The 19023-nt window shown below is 66.6% G+C and carries 19 protein-coding genes; 12 read left to right on the top strand and 7 right to left on the bottom strand.

The genetic code is table 11. The features are described from left to right. The 5 genes from ACLQ7T_RS12405 to ACLQ7T_RS12385 all read right to left on the bottom strand — a co-directional run. Positions 1-980 (bottom strand): Hpt domain-containing protein (locus tag ACLQ7T_RS12405; protein WP_420479701.1); only part of this gene is annotated, 980 nt, incomplete at its 3' end. Between the two features lie 16 nt (positions 981-996). Further along, positions 997-1362 carry a response regulator gene (locus ACLQ7T_RS12400; RefSeq protein WP_420472003.1) on the bottom strand — a complete coding sequence of 122 codons (366 nt, stop codon included), beginning with the start codon at positions 1360-1362 and terminating at the stop codon, positions 997-999. Continuing rightward, complete coding sequence (locus tag ACLQ7T_RS12395) at positions 1359-1643, bottom strand: STAS domain-containing protein (RefSeq protein ID WP_420472004.1); 285 nt, start codon at positions 1641-1643, stop codon at positions 1359-1361. The genes ACLQ7T_RS12400 and ACLQ7T_RS12395 overlap by 4 nt, the downstream gene beginning before the upstream one ends. After that, on the bottom strand, positions 1643-3550 hold the full coding sequence (locus ACLQ7T_RS12390; RefSeq protein WP_420479700.1) for a methyl-accepting chemotaxis protein: 1908 nt from the start codon (positions 3548-3550) through the stop codon (positions 1643-1645). The genes ACLQ7T_RS12395 and ACLQ7T_RS12390 overlap by 1 nt, the downstream gene beginning before the upstream one ends. A 46-nt stretch (positions 3551-3596) precedes the next feature. Next, entirely contained in the window at positions 3597-4304 is a 708-nt protein-coding gene (locus ACLQ7T_RS12385) for a TorF family putative porin (RefSeq protein ID WP_420479699.1), read from the bottom strand. Positions 4305-4686: 382 nt separating this feature from the next. Here ACLQ7T_RS12385 and ACLQ7T_RS12380 point away from each other — a divergent pair, with 382 nt between their 5' ends. The 8 genes from ACLQ7T_RS12380 to truA all read left to right on the top strand — a co-directional run bounded on the left by ACLQ7T_RS12380 (position 4687) and on the right by truA (position 10644). Then, complete coding sequence (locus ACLQ7T_RS12380; RefSeq protein ID WP_420479698.1) at positions 4687-6150, top strand: ATP-binding protein; 1464 nt, start codon at positions 4687-4689, stop codon at positions 6148-6150. Then, complete coding sequence (locus ACLQ7T_RS12375) at positions 6147-6767, top strand: response regulator transcription factor (RefSeq protein ID WP_420479697.1); 621 nt, start codon at positions 6147-6149, stop codon at positions 6765-6767. Before ACLQ7T_RS12380 ends, ACLQ7T_RS12375 begins: the two co-directional genes overlap by 4 nt. Before the next feature lie 71 nt (positions 6768-6838). Continuing rightward, the gene (locus ACLQ7T_RS12370) at positions 6839-7282 is read left to right on the top strand and encodes an acyl-CoA thioesterase (protein ID WP_420479696.1); all 444 of its coding nucleotides are present in this window, start codon (positions 6839-6841) and stop codon (positions 7280-7282) included. 1 nt (position 7283) lies between these two features. Next, positions 7284-7556, top strand: coding sequence for a nucleoside/nucleotide kinase family protein (locus ACLQ7T_RS12365; RefSeq protein WP_420479695.1), 273 nt, complete (start codon positions 7284-7286; stop codon positions 7554-7556). Between the two features lie 57 nt (positions 7557-7613). Continuing rightward, entirely contained in the window at positions 7614-8204 is a 591-nt protein-coding gene (locus tag ACLQ7T_RS12360; protein ID WP_420479694.1) for a peptide deformylase, read from the top strand. Beyond that, positions 8204-8428 carry a hypothetical protein gene (locus ACLQ7T_RS12355; RefSeq protein WP_420479693.1) on the top strand — a complete coding sequence of 75 codons (225 nt, stop codon included), beginning with the start codon at positions 8204-8206 and terminating at the stop codon, positions 8426-8428. Before ACLQ7T_RS12360 ends, ACLQ7T_RS12355 begins: the two co-directional genes overlap by 1 nt. Before the next feature lie 497 nt (positions 8429-8925). Continuing rightward, a complete protein-coding gene (gene fmt / locus ACLQ7T_RS12350) occupies positions 8926-9885 on the top strand; it encodes a methionyl-tRNA formyltransferase (protein ID WP_420479692.1) in 960 nt (319 codons plus the stop codon). A 12-nt stretch (positions 9886-9897) separates the two neighbouring features. Further along, positions 9898-10644: a tRNA pseudouridine(38-40) synthase TruA gene (truA, locus tag ACLQ7T_RS12345; RefSeq protein WP_420479691.1), complete on the top strand. Its 747-nt coding sequence runs from the start codon at positions 9898-9900 to the stop codon at positions 10642-10644. Between the two features lie 51 nt (positions 10645-10695). On the opposite strand, the gene ACLQ7T_RS12340 is transcribed toward truA, so the two are convergent. Next, positions 10696-10833 (bottom strand): entericidin A/B family lipoprotein, encoded by a 138-nt coding sequence (locus ACLQ7T_RS12340; RefSeq protein ID WP_420479690.1) that lies wholly within the window; start codon positions 10831-10833, stop codon positions 10696-10698. Between the two features lie 98 nt (positions 10834-10931). Here ACLQ7T_RS12340 and ACLQ7T_RS12335 point away from each other — a divergent pair, with 98 nt between their 5' ends. Genes ACLQ7T_RS12335 through ACLQ7T_RS12320 form a run of 4 tightly spaced genes read left to right on the top strand, consistent with a single transcriptional unit; the run spans position 10932 to position 16668 of the window. Beyond that, positions 10932-12593, top strand: a complete 1662-nt coding sequence (locus ACLQ7T_RS12335; RefSeq protein WP_420479689.1) for a thiamine pyrophosphate-binding protein — start codon at positions 10932-10934, stop codon at positions 12591-12593. A gap of 8 nt (positions 12594-12601) precedes the next feature. Further along, the gene (locus ACLQ7T_RS12330) at positions 12602-13066 is read left to right on the top strand and encodes a hypothetical protein (RefSeq protein WP_420479688.1); all 465 of its coding nucleotides are present in this window, start codon (positions 12602-12604) and stop codon (positions 13064-13066) included. Positions 13067-13111: 45 nt separating this feature from the next. Then, positions 13112-16021: a DNA polymerase I gene (polA, locus tag ACLQ7T_RS12325; protein WP_420479687.1), complete on the top strand. Its 2910-nt coding sequence runs from the start codon at positions 13112-13114 to the stop codon at positions 16019-16021. Between the two features lie 5 nt (positions 16022-16026). Continuing rightward, the gene (locus ACLQ7T_RS12320; RefSeq protein ID WP_420479686.1) at positions 16027-16668 is read left to right on the top strand and encodes a DUF2971 domain-containing protein; all 642 of its coding nucleotides are present in this window, start codon (positions 16027-16029) and stop codon (positions 16666-16668) included. A 12-nt stretch (positions 16669-16680) separates the two neighbouring features. On the opposite strand, the gene ACLQ7T_RS12315 is transcribed toward ACLQ7T_RS12320, so the two are convergent. Continuing rightward, the gene (locus ACLQ7T_RS12315; protein ID WP_420479685.1) at positions 16681-18699 is read right to left on the bottom strand and encodes an ATP-binding protein; all 2019 of its coding nucleotides are present in this window, start codon (positions 18697-18699) and stop codon (positions 16681-16683) included. Positions 18700-19023 lie beyond the last annotated feature (324 nt).

Raw genomic sequence — 19023 nt, 5'->3', positions numbered from 1 at the left:
GCGGCGACGGGCGCGACCGGAGCCGGGGCCGGGGCCGGGATCGGGGCCTCGACCACCGGTTCGGCGGCCTTGGCGAGCAGGGCGCTGATGTCCAGATCGGCCGGAGCCGGGGCGGCGGCGGGTTCCGCGCCGGCGTCCGCGCCGTCGCCGAAGGCCGTCACGCTCAGATCGCAGTCGCTCTCGACGAAGTCGAAGACGTCCCGGATGGCGGCCTCGGTCACATCGCCGGTCAGCTCGATCGTCCAGACCAGATGGTTTTCCTCGACATCGAGGGCGTCGAGCGCGGGCACCGCGCTGTCGTCCAGGGTGACGTCGACCGACCCCAGCCGTCCCAGTTCGCGAAGCAGCAGGCCGGTCTCATTGGCGTTGGCGTACATGGCGCCGTGGGGGCGGAACACGATCCGCCATCCGGCGCCGGCCGCCGGGGCGGACGCCGGAGCGTCGAGCGGCGGCAGGGCCGCGACGGGGGCGTCGAGCGGCGGCAGGTCCAGCGGCGGCAGATCGAGGGACGGCAGCGGAGCCAGGCCGGCGGCGAGGGGCGTGAAGCCGAAATCGTCCTCTTCCTCGGCGGCGGCGCCCGGAACGGAGGCTTCGCCGTGGGTCAGGACCTCCATCTCGGCGACCAGGCCGGCGGAGCGGGCTTCATCGACTTCCGGGGCGTGGCCCTGGGCGGCGGCGACGTGGTCGGCCAGCACATCCGAGGCGCGCAGCAGGGTTCGGACGGTGATCTCGTCACAGGGTTTGCGGCCCGCGCGAAGTTCGTCCAGCAAGGTTTCGAAGACGTGGGCGAAGCGGACCAGGGCGTCCAGGCCGAAGGCGCCGGCGCCGCCCTTGACCGAGTGAACGGCCCGGAAGACGGCGTTGATCGTCTCATTGTCGGTCTGACCCGACTCGAGCACCAGCAACTTGGCTTCCAGGTCAGCGAGCAGTTCGTCGCATTCCTGGAAGAAGGTCGCCTTGATCGCTTCGAATGCGTCCACGGAAGCCTCTCGTGTATCAGGCGGCCACGCGGCGGACGGCGTCCACCAGCTTGACCGGGTCGAAGGGTTTGACGATCCAGCCCGTGGCCCCGGCGGCGCGGGCGCGGGCCTTTTTCTCGGCGTCGCTCTCGGTCGTCAGGACCAGAACCGGGGTGTGACGGTGGTTCGGGTCGGCGCGCACGCCCTCGATGACGCCGAAGCCGTCCATCCGGGGCATGTTGATGTCCGTGATGATGATGTCGGCGCCGTTGGCCGCCAGCACCTCGAGCCCGTGCACGCCGTCAACGGCCTGGATGACGCGGTAGCCCGCATCCTCCAGGGCCATCAGCAGCATGTCGCGCATGGTGCGGGAGTCATCGACGGTCAGAACAGTCTTGGTCACGCGGAGGCTCCCACGGGGCTGGTGTCGAAGGGGGCGGCGCCGAAGGCGGCCCATTGATCGGTGAAGGCGGTTCCGTCGCCGACGGCGACGGTCAGAGGCTGGCCGTCCGCCGCCCAGGTGGTGCGGGCGGACAGCAACACCTGCAGACACAGCCCGCCCAGCCGGTCGACGCCCGAGGCGTCAACCGTCAGGGGCTGGCCCCGCAGGCCGAGGATCTCGGCCTGCAGCGGGCCCGCGGCCCGGATGTCCAGCACGGAGGGGAGGACGACCGAGGCGCTCATCAGAACTCCTCCCATCCGTCTTCAACGGCCTGGGCCTTGGGCGCTGCGCCGCCACGACCGACCGCGCGCATCTGCGGAACCGGGGCATGAGCCGCCGGACGCGGCGCCGGAGCCGGCGCGCGCGGCGCCTGGACGCTTCCGTCGCCGATGCGGAAGCGCGACACCGACGAGGCGAGGCTCTCGGCCTCCTGGCTCAGCGAGTGGCTGGCCGCTGTGGATTGCTCGACCATGGCCGCATTCTGCTGCGTGACCTGATCCATTTGGTTAACGGCCGTGTTGACCTGCTGCAGGCCGGTCGCCTGCTCCTGGGCCGAGGCGGCGATTTCCGACACCAGACTGTCGATCTCGGCCACGCGGCTGACGATCCGCTGCAGGGCCTCGCCGGTCTGGCCGACCAGCTGGACGCCCGAGGCGACCTGGGAGCCCGAGGCCGAGATCAGGGTCTTGATCTCCTTGGCGGCCTCGGCCGAGCGCTGGGCCAGGGCCCGGACTTCCGAGGCCACGACCGCGAAGCCGCGGCCGGCGTCGCCCGCGCGGGCGGCCTCGACCCCGGCGTTCAGGGCCAGCAGATTGGTCTGGAAGGCGATCTCGTCGATCACGCCGATGATCTGGCTGATCTGGCTGGACGACTGCTCGATGGCGCTCATCGCGGCCACGGCGTCGCGGACGACCACGCCCGAGGTCTCGGCGTCGCCGCGCGCGCCCTGCACCACGTCCGAGGCCTGGCGGGCGCCCGAGGCGGTCTTGTTCACGGTGGCGGTGATCTCGTCCAGGGCGGCGGCGGTCTCCTCCAGCGAGGCGGCCTGCTGCTCGGTGCGGCGCGACAGGTCGTCGGCCGCGTGGCTGATCTCGCCCGAACCCGAACGGATGGCCGAGACGTTGGAGACGACCACCGACATGGCGTCCTTCAGCTGGCCGATGGCCGCGTTGAAGTCCGACTGCAGCTTCACATAGTGGGTCGGGAAGGTCTGGGTCAGGCGGTAGGTCAGGTCGCCGGCGCTGAGGCGCTCCAGACCTTCCGCCAGGGCGGTCACGACCAGGGCCTGTTCCTCGGCCGCGGCCTCGGTGGCGGTCAGGTTGCGGCGACGCTCGGCCTCGGCCTTCTCGCGGGCGTCCGCGGCCTCGGCCTCGACGCGGACCTTTTCGATGGCGGCGTCGCGGAAGGCGATGATCGCCTGGCCCATGGCGCCGAACTCATCCTTGCGGCCCGCTTCCGGCACCTGCAGGGCGGTGTCGCCGGCCATCAGGCGCTTCATGTGGGCGACCATCTTCAGGACCGGTCCGCCGATGCCGCTGCTCAGGGCCCAGCCCGACAGCAGGGACAGCAGGACGGCGGCCACAACGCCGACGCCCAGCGCCCATTTGGTGAGGGTGGTGGCCTGGGCCTGTACGGCGCGAACCCGCTCAAGCTCGGCCATGTTTTCCTGCTTGATCACGTCCAGGGCGCTCTCGACGGGCTCCATGATCTGGTCCGCCGATCCGCTCCGGCCGACCATGGCGACGGCGCGCGACTGGGTTTCCGGGTTCCGGGCCAGATCGGAGCCGCGCACCACGACATGCTCGAACCAGGCGTCAGCCGTCTGCTCGAGGCTCGCGATATCCTCCTGCAACTCGGCCGGCGCCAGTTCGCCGAGCTCCTTGACGGCGGTCTTGAACGACTCCCGGTGCGCCGTGGCGCGCTCGATGTAGTACTCGTCCCCGGTCAGGAGGAAGCCGCGGAAGCTGTTCTCCTGACGCGCCAGATAGAACTCCGCCGAAGCCGTCGAGCGAACCATGGCGTTGGCGGCCGAGCGCTCGGCCCCCGCCTTGTCCAGGGTGGTCATCTCGTAGAAGACGACCGCGCCCATGGCGAGGATCGCCGTCAGAACACAGGCGAAGGCTGCGAACAGCTTCCGACTGACGGGCATGTTGTTCAGGAAGTTCACTGGAAGGCCTCGGACTTGCGGGTGAAGATCAGAAAGCGAAGGTGAGCGCGCCGACCAGACGGCCGTCGTAGCTGTCGCCCAGGTCGTGTTCGTCGGTGTCGTACCAGCGGATGTCGGCGGAGATCGCGTCCGTCAGCTTGTGCTTCACGCCGATGTTCCAGGCGGTGTAGTCGGCGCCGCCGTGGGCGCGACGCGTCGCGATCGCGGCCGAGGCCTTGGTGCTGCCGGTGATCTTGTAGGCGCCCTGCGCCTCGACCCACCAGGCTTCCTCGGTCCCGGCGAAGCCGTCGGGCGTGTAGTTCACCCGTACGCGGGCGCTGACCGGTCCGAAGCTGCGGCCGACGTCGGCCTGGTATTCCCAGTAGTTGGAATCGATGCCGGCGGCGGTGCCGGGCAGGTCCCGGTTCATGACCGAGAAGTCCCACTCGAAGCCGAAGGCCTCGGGCGCCCAGCCGAGCGTGGTGATGATTTCGGAATCGGCGCCCGACGACAGTTCGGCCGTCGAGGCGAACACCGTGGCGCGGAAGTCACCCTGGGAGACGCCGACCTGGCCGGACCAGGCGATCTCGCCGTTGCTCTTGCCCAGGCCCTTGCCGACGTACTCGCTGGCGACGCCGACCTGGAAGTCGAACTCGGGATCAGCGGCGGCAGGGCCGGCCATGAGCACGGCGGCGGCCATGAGGGCGATCGGGAAGGCGCCGAACCGCGACGCCGTTTGGAAAATGGTGGAGGACATTCTTACCCCTGATTGTTTCCGCCATCGTCGGGGTAACGCTAATATTCTTCGTAAACTCCGCCGTACGTACTAACTCGTACGCTTACGGACATATACCTAGGCGGGGTTTACTGAAGGTGAACGACCCGCGTCATGTTGGGCGCTTGCGGGGGCGCTCGATGACCGGCAGACAGGGGGGGGTTGAACTCGGGCTCCGGACCGAATTGCGGCCCGTAATCATAATCATTCGCGGAACACTGCTCCGTATTCATCCCTTTTTCTGCAGGACGCAGCCACATACGTGTTTTCCCGTAGGCGCAGAGCTGATATGCCTCAGCCTCAAGGGGCAAGATCCCCGTGGGAGGGAGGGGTCAGTTCGCTCGCCGGACTTGACCTGGAACACGTGACCGGCACGCGCTCGGCATCGGAGAAGCTGTTCTCCATGGCGACCGTCCGCACCTATCGCGGATGGAAGGCCTATCTACTGGCTGTTCTCGCGGTCCTGGCCTGCTTCACACTGCGTGCGGCCCTCGAGCTGATCGGCCATTTCTATTACCTCCCCATGGTCCCCGCGGTGGTGGTCACCGCCATGCTGGCGCGACGGGGGCCGACCCTGCTGGCGATCGCGCTCTGCATCGCCGGCAACGTCGCCCTGGTCGCCCGGGAGGGCCTGGTCGACACGGTCGTCAACGCGGGCCTGTTTCTGGTCGTCGGCTGCGTCATCGCCGAAATCTGCTGGGCCCAGCGCCGGATGCACCGACGCTCGATCGAGCTGACCCGGACCCTCGCCGGCCGCAACGCCGTGCTCGACACCGTGCTGGCGACCGTCCCGGTGGTCATTCTGGACCGGGAAGGCCGCGTTCGCCGCCTGACCCCGGCCGCCGCCGGACTGTTCGGCGTGGACGGCCCCCGCGCCGCCGGCCGGCCCTTCGCCGACCTCGTGCACGGCTTCGACCTGGCCCGTCAGGGGGAGCAGGCGTCCAACGGTCCGCTCGAAGCGCCCACCGGCCACTGGATCGGGCGTCGCCCCGACGGCCGCCCGCTGGTCCTGAGCCTGCAGATGGGCGTCATGCCCGAAGCGTCGGAAGAGGATTACGCCGCCGTGTGCGTCACCGACCTGACCGAGGCCGAAACCGCGACCGAGCGGGCCCGGGACCTGGATCTGCAGCTCCATCAGGTCTGGCGCCTCAACTCCCTCGGCGAGATGGCGGCGACCCTGGCGCATGAGCTGAACCAGCCCCTGAGCGCCGCGACCACCTACCTGCAGGCCAGCCAGAGAGACATCGAACGGGCCGGCCTGATCGGACAGAGCGCCGCGCGAACCCTGGAGTTGGCCAAGGGCCAGATCCTGCGCGCCGGGGCCATCATCCGACGCATGCGGGAGATGCTGACGTCCGGCAAGCGCACGGTTGTTGACGAAAGAATATCGTCGATGATCGACGATCTGCGCCCTGCTTTCGCCCTTATTGGACGCGAAAGGGGCGTCGAGATTCGCACCGTTATCGCTAACAACGACGATTTCGTGCGGGCCGAGCGTATCCAGTTTCAACAAGCGCTGATCAACCTGGTCCGGAACGCCGCCGATGCGGTGACGGCCCGGGCGAACCCCGTTGTGGTGATCAGAGGCGAAGCCCTGGGCGAAGAGGGATATCGGGTGACGGTCGAAGACAATGGTCCGGGCATCTCCGGCGACATCGAGAGCATCTTCCGCCCGATGACGACCACCAAGTCCTCCGGAATGGGCCTCGGGCTGTCGGTCACCCGCACCATTGTGGAGAACCACGGCGGAACCCTGACCGTCGGCCGCAGCGACCTCGGCGGCGCCGCCTTCACCGTGGACATGCCGCGCGGGGGTGAAGCGCCATGACCGCCATCCGCCATTCGGTCTTCATCATCGACGATGACGCCGCGGTTCGGGACTCGCTGCTCTATCTCTTGCGAAGCGAAGGTGTCCGGGCGCGCGGGTTCGCCAGTGGCGCGGATTTTTTCACCAACCTCCCCGAGGATCGCTCGGCCTGCGTGATCACCGACATCCGCATGCCCGGCATGGAAGGCGGCGAGGTGGTCCGGCGGCTCGCCGAGTTCAAGGACCGCGCCTGGCCGGTGATCGTGTTCACCGGTCATGCCGACGTCGCGATGGCGGTGCAGTTGATGAAGGCCGGCGTGATCGACTTCATCGAGAAGCCTTTCGAGCCGGCCCGCATGCTCGAGACCGTGAAGGGGGCGCTGGACCAGCTGGACGACCTCGCGGCGCGGCAGGACATGCGGCTTGAGGTCGAGCGGAAGACCGCCACCCTGACGCCGCGCGAGCGCCAGGTGTTCGACGCCCTGATCGAGGGACGTTCGAACAAGGAGATCGCGCAGCTTCTGTCGATCAGTCCCCGGACGGTGGAGATCTTCCGCTCCAAGGTCATGGAAAAAATGCAGGCGGACAGCCTGTCGGCCCTGGTGAAGATGGGCCTTCTGGCCGGACCCGACCTCTGAACCTTGCGATTCCCGCGGCATCAAACGATATGCCGCGTCGTCCCGGGCCTCCCCGCCCAAGAAAGCCCGCCATGAGCCAACCCGCCGCCTCCACGCCCCCCACCGGACAACCGGTCGGGCGACTGATCGCCATGCCGGCCGACACCAATCCGGAGGGCGACATCTTCGGGGGTTGGCTGCTGGCCCAGATGGACCTCGCCGGCGCCACCCCGGCCTTCGAACGGGCCCAGGGCCGCTGCGCCACCATCGCCCTGGACGGGATGGTCTTTCACCAGCCGGTCTCGGTCGGGGACGAGGTGTCGATCTATGCGAAGGTCATCAAGACCGGCCGCACCTCGATCCGGGTCCACGTCGAGGCCTGGAAGCGGCCGCGCAATCACGTGGGCGCCGAGCCGGTGCGGGTCACGGAAGGCGTCTTCACCTATGTCGCCATCGATGCGGATCGGAAGCCCCGGCCGCTTCCGCTGATCGACGACTCCGGCATCCCGGGCCAGCCCGCCTCCAGGGAGGACTGACATGGTGTTCATGGCGGCGATCGGCGCCATCTGCGCCGGTATATTCCTGGCGGCGCGGGAGATCCTGCCCTGGCTTGACGCCCGGCGGACCGGGGTGATCCGGACACGCGGCGACCGCCCCCGCCCGGTGCTCCGCACAGAAGAGCCCGACCGGTTTCACGCCCTTGCGAACCGACGCCTGGGCGCCGCCGGGACAGGCCTCCTTCTGTTGATCGGCGGCCTCAGCGCCCTGTTCTGGAGCGTGGTGGATCTGGTTCTGGTCTCACAGGGATAACCCTTCGCAACACTGGGAAATCTTGACCTGAGCCCCCTTCGCGCCTACCTCGCGGGCATGGCCGTTCGTCGCATCCTCACTATCGACAACGCCGCCGACCTGGCGGTGCTGAAGCAGATCTCCACCCCGGTCGAAGGCCCGGTCACCGACGAGCTGCGCGCCCTGATGGATGACATGCTCGACACCATGTACGACGCCCCGGGCATCGGCCTGGCCGCCGTGCAGATCGGCGACACCCGCCGGGTGATCGTCATGGACCTGGGCGACAAGCTCGGCGACGATGATAACGTCGACCCGTCCACGCTGAGCAGGGAAGAGCGCGAGACGTGGGAGGCCGAGCGCCGGAACCCCCGCTATTTCGTCAATCCCGAGATTGTCTGGTCGTCGGAAGAGCTGTTCACCTATGAGGAAGGCTGCCTGTCGGTGCCGGAGTATTTCGACGCCGTCGAACGCCCCGCCCGCGTCCGCCTGAAGTTCATGAACTACGCCGGTGAGACGGTCGAGGAAGAGGCCGAGGGCCTGTTCGCCGTCTGCATCCAGCACGAGATGGACCACCTCGAGGGCATCCTCTTCATCGACCACCTGTCGCGACTGAAGCGCGAGCGCGCGGTCGCCAAGGTCAAGAAGGCTGCGAGGATGGCCGCCTGATGAGCACGAAACGCAGCCGGGACCGGATCATCGACACGCGTGGCCGCCGTCGCCTGACCCGCAATGAAAAGGTCGGCGTCGCCTCCGTCGCCACCCTCGTGGGCGTCGCCGCCATCGGCGTGGTCGCGGGCATTCTTCTGGATCGCCTCCTCGACTTCAACGACGCCCTGGACGCCGGCGGCGAATGGGACGAAGGCGGCGGGGTCTCGACCCGCTGGGAATAAGGCCCAAGGGCGCAAGCAAGGGCGACTAGCGGGTGTCGGACCCGAGATAATCCGGCCCACGCTCCGTCCATCCCACGTAACAATCTTCGTGGATCAGCGCGACCCTCGTCGTCCCATCCTTGCCACGGTAGGCAACCTCGGCGCCGAAACCCCGACCGTCATTCAGAGCATCGACCCAAGCCGAGCTTGTTGCAAAGTTCTGCTGAACGGACGGGTGTGATCGTGACAGCATATGTCGTTTGGCGGCGTCGGCCCTGCTGACCGCCTCTTCAGCCGTAATCGCCGAACACTCATTCGAAGGAGGAGGCTGCGCGCAACCGTGAAGAACGCCGACGGACGCTATGACGATCGGCAGAATAGCAACCGTGCGCATGAGCATGCCTCGCCTTATCCTGTTCCCCGGCGCCGTCAGGAACGGCGGCCGACGCCTGATCTGTCAAGGTGCACCCAAGCCCCACGCCTTGTCGCTGACGCCCGCATAGGGCAAACCGCCGCGCATGCGCCTCGCCTTCATGGGTACTCCCGACTTCGCCGTGCCGTCGCTGGCCGAACTGATCGCCAGCGGCCATGAGGTCGTGGCCGTTTATTCCCAACCGCCGAAGCCGCGTGGACGCGGCCAGAAGCTGACGCCGTCGCCGGTTCACGCCTTCGCCGAGGCCATGGGCCTGCCGGTGTTCACGCCCGCGTCGATGAAGTCGCCGGAGGCCATCGCCGACTTCCTGAGCCTCGATCTGGATGCGGCCTGCGTGGTCGCCTACGGCCAGATCCTGAAGACGGAGGTGCTGGAGGCGCCGCGTCTGGGCTGCTTCAACCTGCACGGCTCCCTGCTGCCCCGCTGGCGCGGCGCGGCCCCGATCCAGCGCGCCATCATGGCCGGCGACAAACAGACCGGCGTACAGATCATGCGCATGTCCGAGGGTCTGGACGAGGGCGACATCCTGCTGTCCGAGATCATGGACATCCGCGCCGACGACACCGCCGCCACCCTGTCGGAGCGGATGTCGCACACCGGCGCCAGCCTGTGGACCCGCGCCCTGGCCGCCATCGAGCGCGGGGGCGCCCAGGGCACGCCGCAGGTCGGGGAACCGACCTACGCCCGCAAGATCACACCCGCCGAGGCCCGCATCGACTGGTCGCGCCCCGCCGCCCGGGTGGACGCCCACATTCGCGGCCTGTCCCCCTTCCCCGGGGCCTGGTTCGAGGCCCCCGGCCCGGACGGCCCGGTCCGGATCAAGGCCCTGCTGTCGGGCGTGGCCGAGGCATCGGCGGCGCCCGGAACCGTGCTGGACGGCGACGGCCTGACCGTTGCCTGCGGCGAGGGTGCGGTGCGGCTGATCCGCGTCCAGCGCGAGGGCAAGGCCCAGCAGGCGGCCGACGAAATGCTGCGCGGCTTCAGCCTGCCGGCAGGCACGGTGCTGTCTCCCTCAGGCAGCGAGCCCCCGCGGGGCGAGCGGTAGGGAGACCGGGAGATGCCCCGCTATCGGCTGACCGTCGAGTACGACGGCTCGGGCTACAACGGCTTTCAGGTCCAGGCCGGACAGCCGACCGTGCAGGGCGCGCTGGAGGGGGCGATCAAGGCCTTCTCGGGTCAGACCATCCGGCTGGCCGCCGCCGGGCGCACCGACACGGGCGTGCACGCCACCGGGCAGGTGGTCAGCTTCGATCTGGAGAAGGACTGGCCCGAGCACACGGTCATGAACGCCATGAACGCCCACCTGATCACCGAGCGGGTGTCGGTGCTGGACTGCGTCGGCGTGGATGACGAATGGCACGCCCGCTTCTCGGCGACGGGGCGCAAATATCTGTACCGCATCCTGAACCGGCCGGGCCGCCCGGCGCTGGATCTGGGCCGGGTCTGGCATGTGAAGAAGCCGCTGGACGCCGACGCCATGCAGGCGGCGGCCCAGGCGCTGGTCGGGCTGCACGACTTCACCACCTTCCGCGATGTGAACTGCCAGTCGAAGTCGCCCGAGAAGACCCTGGATATCGCGCGTGTGACCCGTGTCGGCGACGAGGTGCATCTGGTGTTCGAGGCCCGCAGCTTCCTTCACCGGCAGGTTCGCTCGATGACCGGCACCCTCTGTGAGGTCGGGCTGGGTCGCTGGGCGGTCGCGGATGTGGCCGGGGCGCTGGCGGCGAAGGATCGCGCGGCCTGCGGACCGGTCGCGCCGTCCGACGGCCTGTATCTGACCGGCGTCACCTACGACTCCGAATAGAAAAAGCCCGCCGGACGACCGGCGGGCCTTTCGTCCCGGAAGACGGATCGATCAGTTCTTCGCGCGCTCGGCGCCCGAGGTGACCGCGTTGCCGGCGGCGGACACGTCACGGCCGACGCCCGAAACGGTATTGCAGGCCGAAACGGCGAGCGCGGCGGCGACGAGGGTCAGGGCGATGATCTTTTTCACGGGAAGCCTCCGGAAGGACGTTGAACCTGCGCCGTAAACGCAAGCGTGGCCGTGCGGTTGCATGGCCAAGTTCGGGGACGATCTGCTAGAGCGCCGGGATGACCCAGCCCGCGAATACCGCCGCCCGCCGTCTTGTCGATACGCTCGTGATGAACGGGGTCGATCGCGTCTTCTGCGTGCCGGGCGAGAGCTACCTGGCCGTTCTGGACGCCCTGGCCGACGTGCGCGACCGGATCCAGGTCATCGCCTGCCGCCACGAGGCCGGCGCCGCCAACATGGCCGAGGCCTACGGCAAGCTGACGGGCAAGCCGGGCGTCTGCATGGTCACGCGGGGACCGGGCGCCACCCACGCCTCCATCGGCGTGCACACCGCGCATCAGGACTCCACCCCGATGATCCTGTTCGTCGGCCAGATCGCCCTGACCGACCGGGGCCGCGGCGCCTTCCAGGAGGTCGACTACCGAGAGGTGTTCGGCGGCCTGGCCAAATGGGCGACGGAACTGGAAAGCCCGGAGCGCACCGTCGAGGTGGTCGAGCGCGCCTTCTCCACCGCCCTGCAGGGCCGGATGGGGCCGGTGGTCATCGCCCTGCCCGAGGACATCCTGCACGAGGACGGCGGGCCCGCCCCTGTCCGCCCGGTCGTCCCGGCCAGGGCCGCCCCCGATCCCGCCTTCATCGCCGCCCTGACGGACAAGCTGGCGAAGGCCGAACGCCCCCTGCTGCTGCTGGGCGGTTCAGGCTGGACCGACGAAGCGACCACCGTCCTCGGCGACTGGGCCGAGCGGATCGGCCTGCCGGTCGCCCTGTCCTTCCGCCGCAAGGACCTGATCGCCAACGACCGTCCGAACTATGCGGGCGACCTCGGCCTCGGCCCCAATCCGAAGCTGATCGCGCGGGTGAAGGCGGCGGACCTGATCCTCGCCATCGGCGCGCGGCTGGGGGAGAATCCAACCCTCGGCTACACCCTGCTGACCCGCGAAGGCACGGCGCAGACGCTGGTGCACAGTCATCCGGGCGCGGAAGAAATCGGTCGCGTCTGGCCGGTGCTGCTGGGCGGGGTGGCCGACAATTCGCTGGCGGCCTTGGCGATCTCGACCATCGAACCGGGCCGGACGTGGACGGATCAGGCCGCCGAGGCCCATGCGGACTATCAGGCCTTCATCGCGCCCGTCACCGTCACCGGTGCGGTCAACATGAGCAAGGTCATCCGCCACATTACCGAGGTTCTGCCCGCCGAGGCCATCCTGACCAACGGCGCCGGGAACTTCGCCGCCTGGCTGCACCGCTTTCACCGCCACAACGCCCGCCGCACCCAGCTGGCCCCGACCTCGGGCGCCATGGGCTATGGCTATCCGGCGGCGCTGGCCGCCAAGAGCGTTCTTCCGGACACGGACGTTGTCTGTATCGCGGGCGACGGCGACTATCTGATGACCGGGCAGGAGATCGCCACGGCGGTCCAGTACGGCATCAACGCTGTGGTCGTGATCGTCGACAACGGCACCTACGGCACCATCCGCATGCACCAGGAGACGCACTATTCGGGCGCCGACCGGGTCATCGCCACCGACCTGAAGAACCCCGACTTCGTGAAGTACGCCGAGGCCTTCGGCGCCTTCGGCGTGCGCTGCGAGCGGACCGAGGACTTCCCCGCCGCCTTCGCCGCCGCCCGGAACGCCGGACGGCCCGCCGTCGTTCACCTGATCACCTCGGCCGAGGATATCGCGCCCACCCGCACGATCACCGGCCTGCGTTCGAAATAGGAGCCGCCATGCGCGCCGCCGCCGTCCTGTGCACCGCCGCTTTCGCCCTGACCGCGTGCGCGAGCGCGCCGGAGGAGCCCGGCCTGCCCGGTCTGCCGGGGACGCAGGCGACCAGCCAGAACGACTGCGCGGTGATCGCGGCGGTGGCCAAGGGCCACTACCAGTTCGGCCCGAACAATGTCCCGCCGCCCCTGTGGCTGTTCAGCGAGGACGGGGACTGGGAGCCGGCCTGCGACTGGAGCCGCTACGGGGTCAGCTTCCCGACCACCTACGACCCGAACCGCCCGCACCAGCCCGGCGACCGCGTGCAGTGGGTTCAGTTCCACAAGCCGGTCTATGACAGCCGCGGCGCCACCATTGAAGCGGGCATTCTGCACGGCCCGCTGGCCGGAATGGGCGTGCGCTGTCGCGTGGTGTCGGGCATCGCCGGCTGGACCCTGGCGGGCCAGTGCGAGAACACCTGGATCTCCTGACAACCGACCGGTGACGCCGGACGCGGGCGCCCCTATGTTCGCGCCATGACCGACGCGACGCCCGAGACGACCGCCCCCGACACGCCCGCGGAAGGCGGCCGCATCCGCCTGTGGATGATCGACGCCTCGGCCTACATCTTCCGCGCCTACCACGCCCTTCCGCCCCTGACGCGCAAGTCGGACGGCCTGCCGGTGGGCGCGGTACAGGGCTATTCCAACATGCTGTGGAAGCTGCTGCGCGACATGAAGGGCGAGGATGGGCCGACGCATCTGGTGGCGATCTTCGATCACTCGGAGAAGACCTTCCGGAACAAGCTCTACGACCAGTACAAGGCCCATCGGCCGCCGCCGCCGGAGGACCTGGTTCCGCAGTTTCCGCTGGTGCGCGAGGCGACGCAAGCGTTCGGCGTCCACTGCGTCGAACTGCCCGGCTATGAGGCCGACGACCTGATCGCGACCTATGCGCGGCGGGTTCGGGAATCTGGCGGCGAAGCGGTGATCGTCTCGTCAGACAAGGATCTGATGCAGCTGATCGGGCCGTCGGTGGTGATGTGGGACCCGATGAAGGATCGGCGGCTGGCGGAAGAGGCCGTGTTCGAGAAATTCGGGGTCGGGCCGGAGAAGATGATCGACCTGCAGGCCCTGATCGGGGACAGCGTCGACAACGTCCCGGGCGCCCCCGGCATCGGGCCGAAGACGGCGGCGCAGCTGCTGGACGAGTACGGCGACCTGGAGACGCTGCTGGCGCGCGCCGGCGAGATCAAACAGCCCAAGCGGCGCGAGACCCTGATCAATTTCGCCGACCAGATCCGCCTGTCGCGCGAGCTGGTGAAGCTGGACGACGCGGCCCCCGCGCCCGAGCCGATCGCCGACTTCGCCGTCCGCGATCCCGACCCGGAGACCCTGGCCGCCTTCCTGGACCTGATGGAGTTCCGCAGCCTGCGCACCCGCGTCGGCGACGGCAAGGCTCCCGCCAAGGACGGCTCGGCCTTCACAGCCCGGCCCAAGCCCCTCAGCGCCCCCGTCCTCTCCCCCCGCTACGCCCCCCAGGCCGTGGCGACCGACGTCACGGTCCAGACCTTCGACCACGACGCCTATGTCACCATCCAGACGCTCGACCAGCTGGACGCCTTCATCGCCCGCGCGACCGAGGCGGGCGTCATCGGCTTCGATTGTGAGACGGATGCGCTCAGCGCCACCCACGCGGGCCTGTGCGGGGTGTCGCTGGCCATCGGGCCGAATGACGCCTGCTATGTGCCGCTGACCCATGAGCTGGAGCCCGTGGCGGGCGGCGGGGGCCTGGACTTCGGCGACGCGACGGACACGCGCGAGCCCCTGACCCAGATCGACAAGCCCACGGCCCTCCTCCGCCTCAAGACCCTGCTGGAGAACCCCGCGGTCCTGAAGGTCGGGCAGAACATCAAATACGACCTCGCCGTCATGGCCCAACGCGACATCGCCGTGGCCCCCTACGACGACACCATGCTGATCAGCTATGTGCTGGAGGGCGGCCTGCACGGCCACGGCATGGACGAGCTGTCCCGCCTGCACCTGGGCCACGAGCCGATCCCGTTCAAATCGGTCTGCGGCACGGGCAAGAGCCAGAAATCCTTCAAACACGTCGCGCTGAAACCGGCCACCCAATACGCCGCCGAGGACGCCGACGTGACCCTGCGCCTGTGGCGCATCCTCAAGCCGCAGCTGGCGGAACAGGGCCTGACCACCGTCTATGAGACCCTGGAGCGCGGCATGCCCGCGACCCTGGCGGCCATGGAGCGCGAGGGCGTCCGCGTCGACCCCGCGCGCCTGAAATCCCTCTCCAGCGAGTTCGGCATGCGCATGGCCGAGCTGGAGCAGAAGGCCCACGACCTGGCCGGGCATCCGTTCAACGTCGGCAGCCCCAAACAGATCGGCGACATCCTGTTCGGCGAGATGAATCTGCCCGGCGGCAAGAAGACCGCCAGCGGCCAGTGGGGCACCGACGCCTCGGTCCTCGAGGAGCTGGCCCTGACGCACGAGCTGCCCCGCGTCCTGCTGGACTGGCGCCAGCTGTCCAAGCTGAAGGGCACCTATACCGACGCCCTGATCGAGGCCGCCGACGCCACGACCGACCGCGTCCACACCAGCTACCAGCTGGCCGCCGCCACCACCGGCCGCCTGGCCTCCAGCGACCCCAACCTGCAGAACATCCCGATCCGCACGGCCACCGGCCGCCAGATCCGCCAGGCCTTCATCGCCGGCCCGGGCAACGTCCTGATCAGCGCCGACTACAGCCAGATCGAGCTGCGCCTGCTGGCGCACATCGGCGACATTCCGGAGCTGAAACGCGCCTTCAAGGCCGGGCAGGACATCCACGCCGCCACCGCTAGCGAGATGTTCAACGTCCCCCTGGACCAGATGGACCCCGAGACCCGCCGCCGCGCCAAGGCGATCAATTTCGGCATCGTCTACGGCATCTCCGCCTTCGGCCTGGCCGCCCAGCTGGGCATCGACCAGGGCGAGGCCGGCGCCTACATCAAGACCTATTTCGAGCGCTTCCCCGGCATCCGCGCCTATATGGACGCCACCAAGGCCCAGGTGCGCGAGACGGGCACGGTCAGCACCGTCTTCGGCCGCCGCATCCACATCCCGGCCATCCACTCCAAATCGGGCGCCGAGCGCCAGTTCGGCGAACGCGCCGCCATCAACGCGCCGATCCAGGGCGCGGCGGCGGACATCATCCGTCGCGCGATGATGCGGATGCCCGGCGCTTTAGCTTCGGCGGGCCTGTCGGAGGTGAAGATGCTGCTGCAGGTGCACGACGAACTGGTGTTCGAGTGTCCGGAGGGGCTCGCCGAGGCCGCGATTGTGGAGATCAGGCGGGTGATGGAGGGGGCGGCCCTGCCCGCCGTCGCGCTGTCGGTGCCGTTGGTGGTGGAGGCGCGGGCGGCGGGGAACTGGGATGAGGCGCATTAGGGAAGATGCCAAAGCAACTCAGCAACACCCTTCGAAGATATACATCTCTGACCGTCGCGTTGGACATGCTGATTAATCGGCGAATCGTTCTTATCAATCCCAGTAAATGGGATGATGGAAACGACACTCATTTCATTGACTTGTACAAAGGCAGCAAAGGCGTGGGCTCAGTGCTCGCGTCTTGCATGACGATGTCGACAGAGACGTACCATCATTGGAAAATTTTCTCTGACGGCCTTGATGGCGTCTGCATCGAATTTAACCGACCCAAACTTGAGGCTGACGTAGCAAAGAGACCTGAAGTTCGGTTCGAGCCAGTGGAATATCTTCTCCTCAAAGACTTGCAGTCGATGAGCAAGAAAGACGTCAGCCGTCTGCCATTTATCAAAAGAGATGCATATGGCGACGAGCGCGAATGGAGGATGATTTCGACGCCCAAAGAGGAGAACGTCCAAACTTGGGAAGTTCCAATTTCTCTGGCGTCCATCCAGCGAGTGCGCCTAAGTCCGTGGACGAATCTCGCGTTGAGGCAAACGATTCGAACCTTGATCAGGGCTCAAGAAGGCTGTGAACAGATGAGCGTGGTCAGCTCAGGACTAACGAATAGCGCAAAGTGGAGGCAGGCTGGAGCAGCAATCGCTAGTTAGCGGCTCCAGTGGTTACTCAGTGCCAAAGAAGCTTTTTCCAGAAATGCCAGCGTAGTCGAAGAAGGCTTGATTACGGGCTCTAGCGTCAGCGATTAAGGCGTCCCAGCCGACCAGTTCGATAGACCCTCGGAAACCGTTGTCTGGTCGATATATACGGCCTCGACCATCCGGCGTTCGTTGCCAAGAGTAGGTCCACTCATCGAGCTTTCCGACGATGTCGGCGACGATGAAACAATGAAAAATCGTCTGCTCGTCAAGTTTTACAGGCCTGCCCTTCACATCGGTCAGCCCGCCTCCCTGCAATCGTCGAATGTAGCGCTCGACTTGCAATTGCGGATTTTCGTCGGCCTCATATGTGGTCCGACCTGGGCGCTTGAACTCGACCAAGAGAACCTTCGACCCGTTTTCGGTTTGTCGAAGTCCGTGAACGTAGTCGAAGATCAGAACGTCCGGCCGCTCGTCGCTTTCAATCGCCTTTGCGAGCGTGTTGAAGTCGACATCCGAACTGAAATATCGCGCGAAGGTCAGCCGCTCGTCGATGATCCAGAGATCATGCGACGCAGATGCTTCGACTTTTCGACGGTCTCCCTCGACCGTGTTCACTCGAACCGGGCAGATGAACGAATGAAGAATATCTTCTCGTTGGTACGCGCTATCCCGGTCATCGTCCCGCACCTTCTCGAGCAATATTTCGATGAAGTCCAAGACAACTTTTCGTCTGACGACATACTCCGCGAGACTCCGCCGCTCGGCATCCTCTAGAGCTTGACCGGCTTCGGTGATCGCGGCGGCAAAGGTCGAAGGATCTATCTCTCCGCCCTTCAGCCGCGTCAGAACAGCTCTAATTTTCTCTGCTTGACGCGCGTCCCGGCGAAACCGCTCGCGCGAAAGATGCCCATAAATCGCATCGTTGCTGAGTTCGCCCGAGGGGAGCTTAGCTTGCAGCTCGTCGGTGTCTCCGAAGGCAACCGATGGATATGACTGCGTTATTTCCTCAATAATAACTCGCTGAGAACCCCTGAGAAGGGCCAGAGGCGCCGCCAGGAATTTTTCGAAGTGCGGTGCACACACCTCGTTTATGATACGCTCGATAACCGCATCCTCGAAAAGAAATGCGGTTCTCTCTTGGTTTACTTGTCCATCGAGATAGTCTCCAGTGAGAATTCCATGGAAGACGAGGTCATTATTCGGGCCGAACGTCTTCAGACCGAGCTTGCCGTCTATGGACTGAGAGTGAACGGTGCGATCGTGGGCGATAAAGTGAATGAAGTGCGAGCCCTTAAGATCTGCGCTCGCGCTCTTATCGCACTCCATCATCGTTAGTTTAAGTGTCCCGTACTGGTCGGAGACGATCTCGACCTCGGGATCACGACGATGGACAATCTTGCCTATGTCCTTCGGATATTGGCGAGCCTCGTCGCCGACAATCACCTCAATCTGAGGACAACGATTTCCAATGAACGCGGGCAGAAAATGGGAAGTGAGGTGTTGGAAGACAAAGCTGCCCCGACCGGGAAATTTGGCCTCGTAGCCATTGTCTCTTAGGCCCGTAAACCTGACAAAAAACGATGATCCCAACGCTTCCGGCGCCGGAGTTATGATCTCGTTTTGAATCTGATTGTCGATCGCCAAAACGAAATCGAACCGGCGCCTCGTGCGCCCTAAGGGATCATCGAAAACACTGTCCACCTCTATGGCGTCAAAGCAGTCTAGCCAGAGCAGGCGGCCGACGCCCTTCCCTCCGATCTGGATCTTGTTGTCGGTATCCGTCGTCGTAAACGCTTCCCAATTTTTCGCGTTCAGGCCGAGACCATTGTCCTCAACTGTCGCCCAGACGTCTTCCTTCTTGCGATCCGTCGCAACGGTAACCACCACGCGCCCAAGCGTAGCGACTTCCTCGCCAAATCGTCCCTGTGTCGAGTGGATTGAATTGCTTATCGCCTCAAACAGCGGCTGCATTGCCCCGGCGACATTAGTCGGCTTGGGAAGCCGCTCGATCCGCTTTACGAGATTAGGGCGCAGTGACGTCATTGGTCGGTCCAGCTTTTCGGTTGAACTAGACCGCTAGCTACCCTTCAACAAGGGCGGAGGTCCGAGCAACCATACGTTGCCAATCTCAGCCATTGCAAAGTTTCATTTTACCTTCCGGCACTGCTTCACGCTCCTACCATTGCGGGTCGCCCACACAGCCTGTTGAGGATGCATCGAGAAGATCGGACACGCATCGTTTTCCTCACGCACACGGCGACGCCCGCTACCGCCTAGAACAAGCCCCCAACCCGCGCTTTCTCTGAACCCCAACCCGCTGATCCGGCTCGGTTTCAACCCCCGACCAGCGTCATCTTCCCGCCGGGG

The sequence above is a fragment of the Brevundimonas sediminis genome, from assembly GCF_048799765.1.
In the GTDB taxonomy this organism is placed as follows: Bacteria; Pseudomonadota; Alphaproteobacteria; order Caulobacterales; family Caulobacteraceae; genus Brevundimonas.
The sequence above is the reverse complement of the archived record's forward strand: the minus strand, read 5'-3'. Positions and strand labels throughout refer to the sequence as shown.

Excerpts from the sequence above, each read along its gene's own strand:
- ACLQ7T_RS12395 (WP_420472004.1), bottom strand. The coding sequence starts at position 1,643 with ATGAGCGCCTCGGTCGTCCTCCCCTCCGTGCTGGACATCCGGGCCGCG.
- ACLQ7T_RS12390 (WP_420479700.1), bottom strand. The coding sequence starts at position 3,550 with ATGCCCGTCAGTCGGAAGCTGTTCGCAGCCTTCGCCTGTGTTCTGACG.
- ACLQ7T_RS12385 (WP_420479699.1), bottom strand. The coding sequence starts at position 4,304 with ATGTCCTCCACCATTTTCCAAACGGCGTCGCGGTTCGGCGCCTTCCCG.
- ACLQ7T_RS12375 (WP_420479697.1), top strand. The coding sequence starts at position 6,147 with ATGACCGCCATCCGCCATTCGGTCTTCATCATCGACGATGACGCCGCG.
- ACLQ7T_RS12370 (WP_420479696.1), top strand. The coding sequence starts at position 6,839 with ATGAGCCAACCCGCCGCCTCCACGCCCCCCACCGGACAACCGGTCGGG.
- ACLQ7T_RS12365 (WP_420479695.1), top strand. The coding sequence starts at position 7,284 with ATGGTGTTCATGGCGGCGATCGGCGCCATCTGCGCCGGTATATTCCTG.
- ACLQ7T_RS12360 (WP_420479694.1), top strand. The coding sequence starts at position 7,614 with ATGGCCGTTCGTCGCATCCTCACTATCGACAACGCCGCCGACCTGGCG.
- ACLQ7T_RS12355 (WP_420479693.1), top strand. The coding sequence starts at position 8,204 with ATGAGCACGAAACGCAGCCGGGACCGGATCATCGACACGCGTGGCCGC.
- fmt (WP_420479692.1), top strand. The coding sequence starts at position 8,926 with ATGCGCCTCGCCTTCATGGGTACTCCCGACTTCGCCGTGCCGTCGCTG.
- truA (WP_420479691.1), top strand. The coding sequence starts at position 9,898 with ATGCCCCGCTATCGGCTGACCGTCGAGTACGACGGCTCGGGCTACAAC.
- ACLQ7T_RS12335 (WP_420479689.1), top strand. The coding sequence starts at position 10,932 with ATGACCCAGCCCGCGAATACCGCCGCCCGCCGTCTTGTCGATACGCTC.
- ACLQ7T_RS12330 (WP_420479688.1), top strand. The coding sequence starts at position 12,602 with ATGCGCGCCGCCGCCGTCCTGTGCACCGCCGCTTTCGCCCTGACCGCG.
- polA (WP_420479687.1), top strand. The coding sequence starts at position 13,112 with ATGACCGACGCGACGCCCGAGACGACCGCCCCCGACACGCCCGCGGAA.
- ACLQ7T_RS12320 (WP_420479686.1), top strand. The coding sequence starts at position 16,027 with ATGCCAAAGCAACTCAGCAACACCCTTCGAAGATATACATCTCTGACC.
- ACLQ7T_RS12315 (WP_420479685.1), bottom strand. The coding sequence starts at position 18,699 with ATGACGTCACTGCGCCCTAATCTCGTAAAGCGGATCGAGCGGCTTCCC.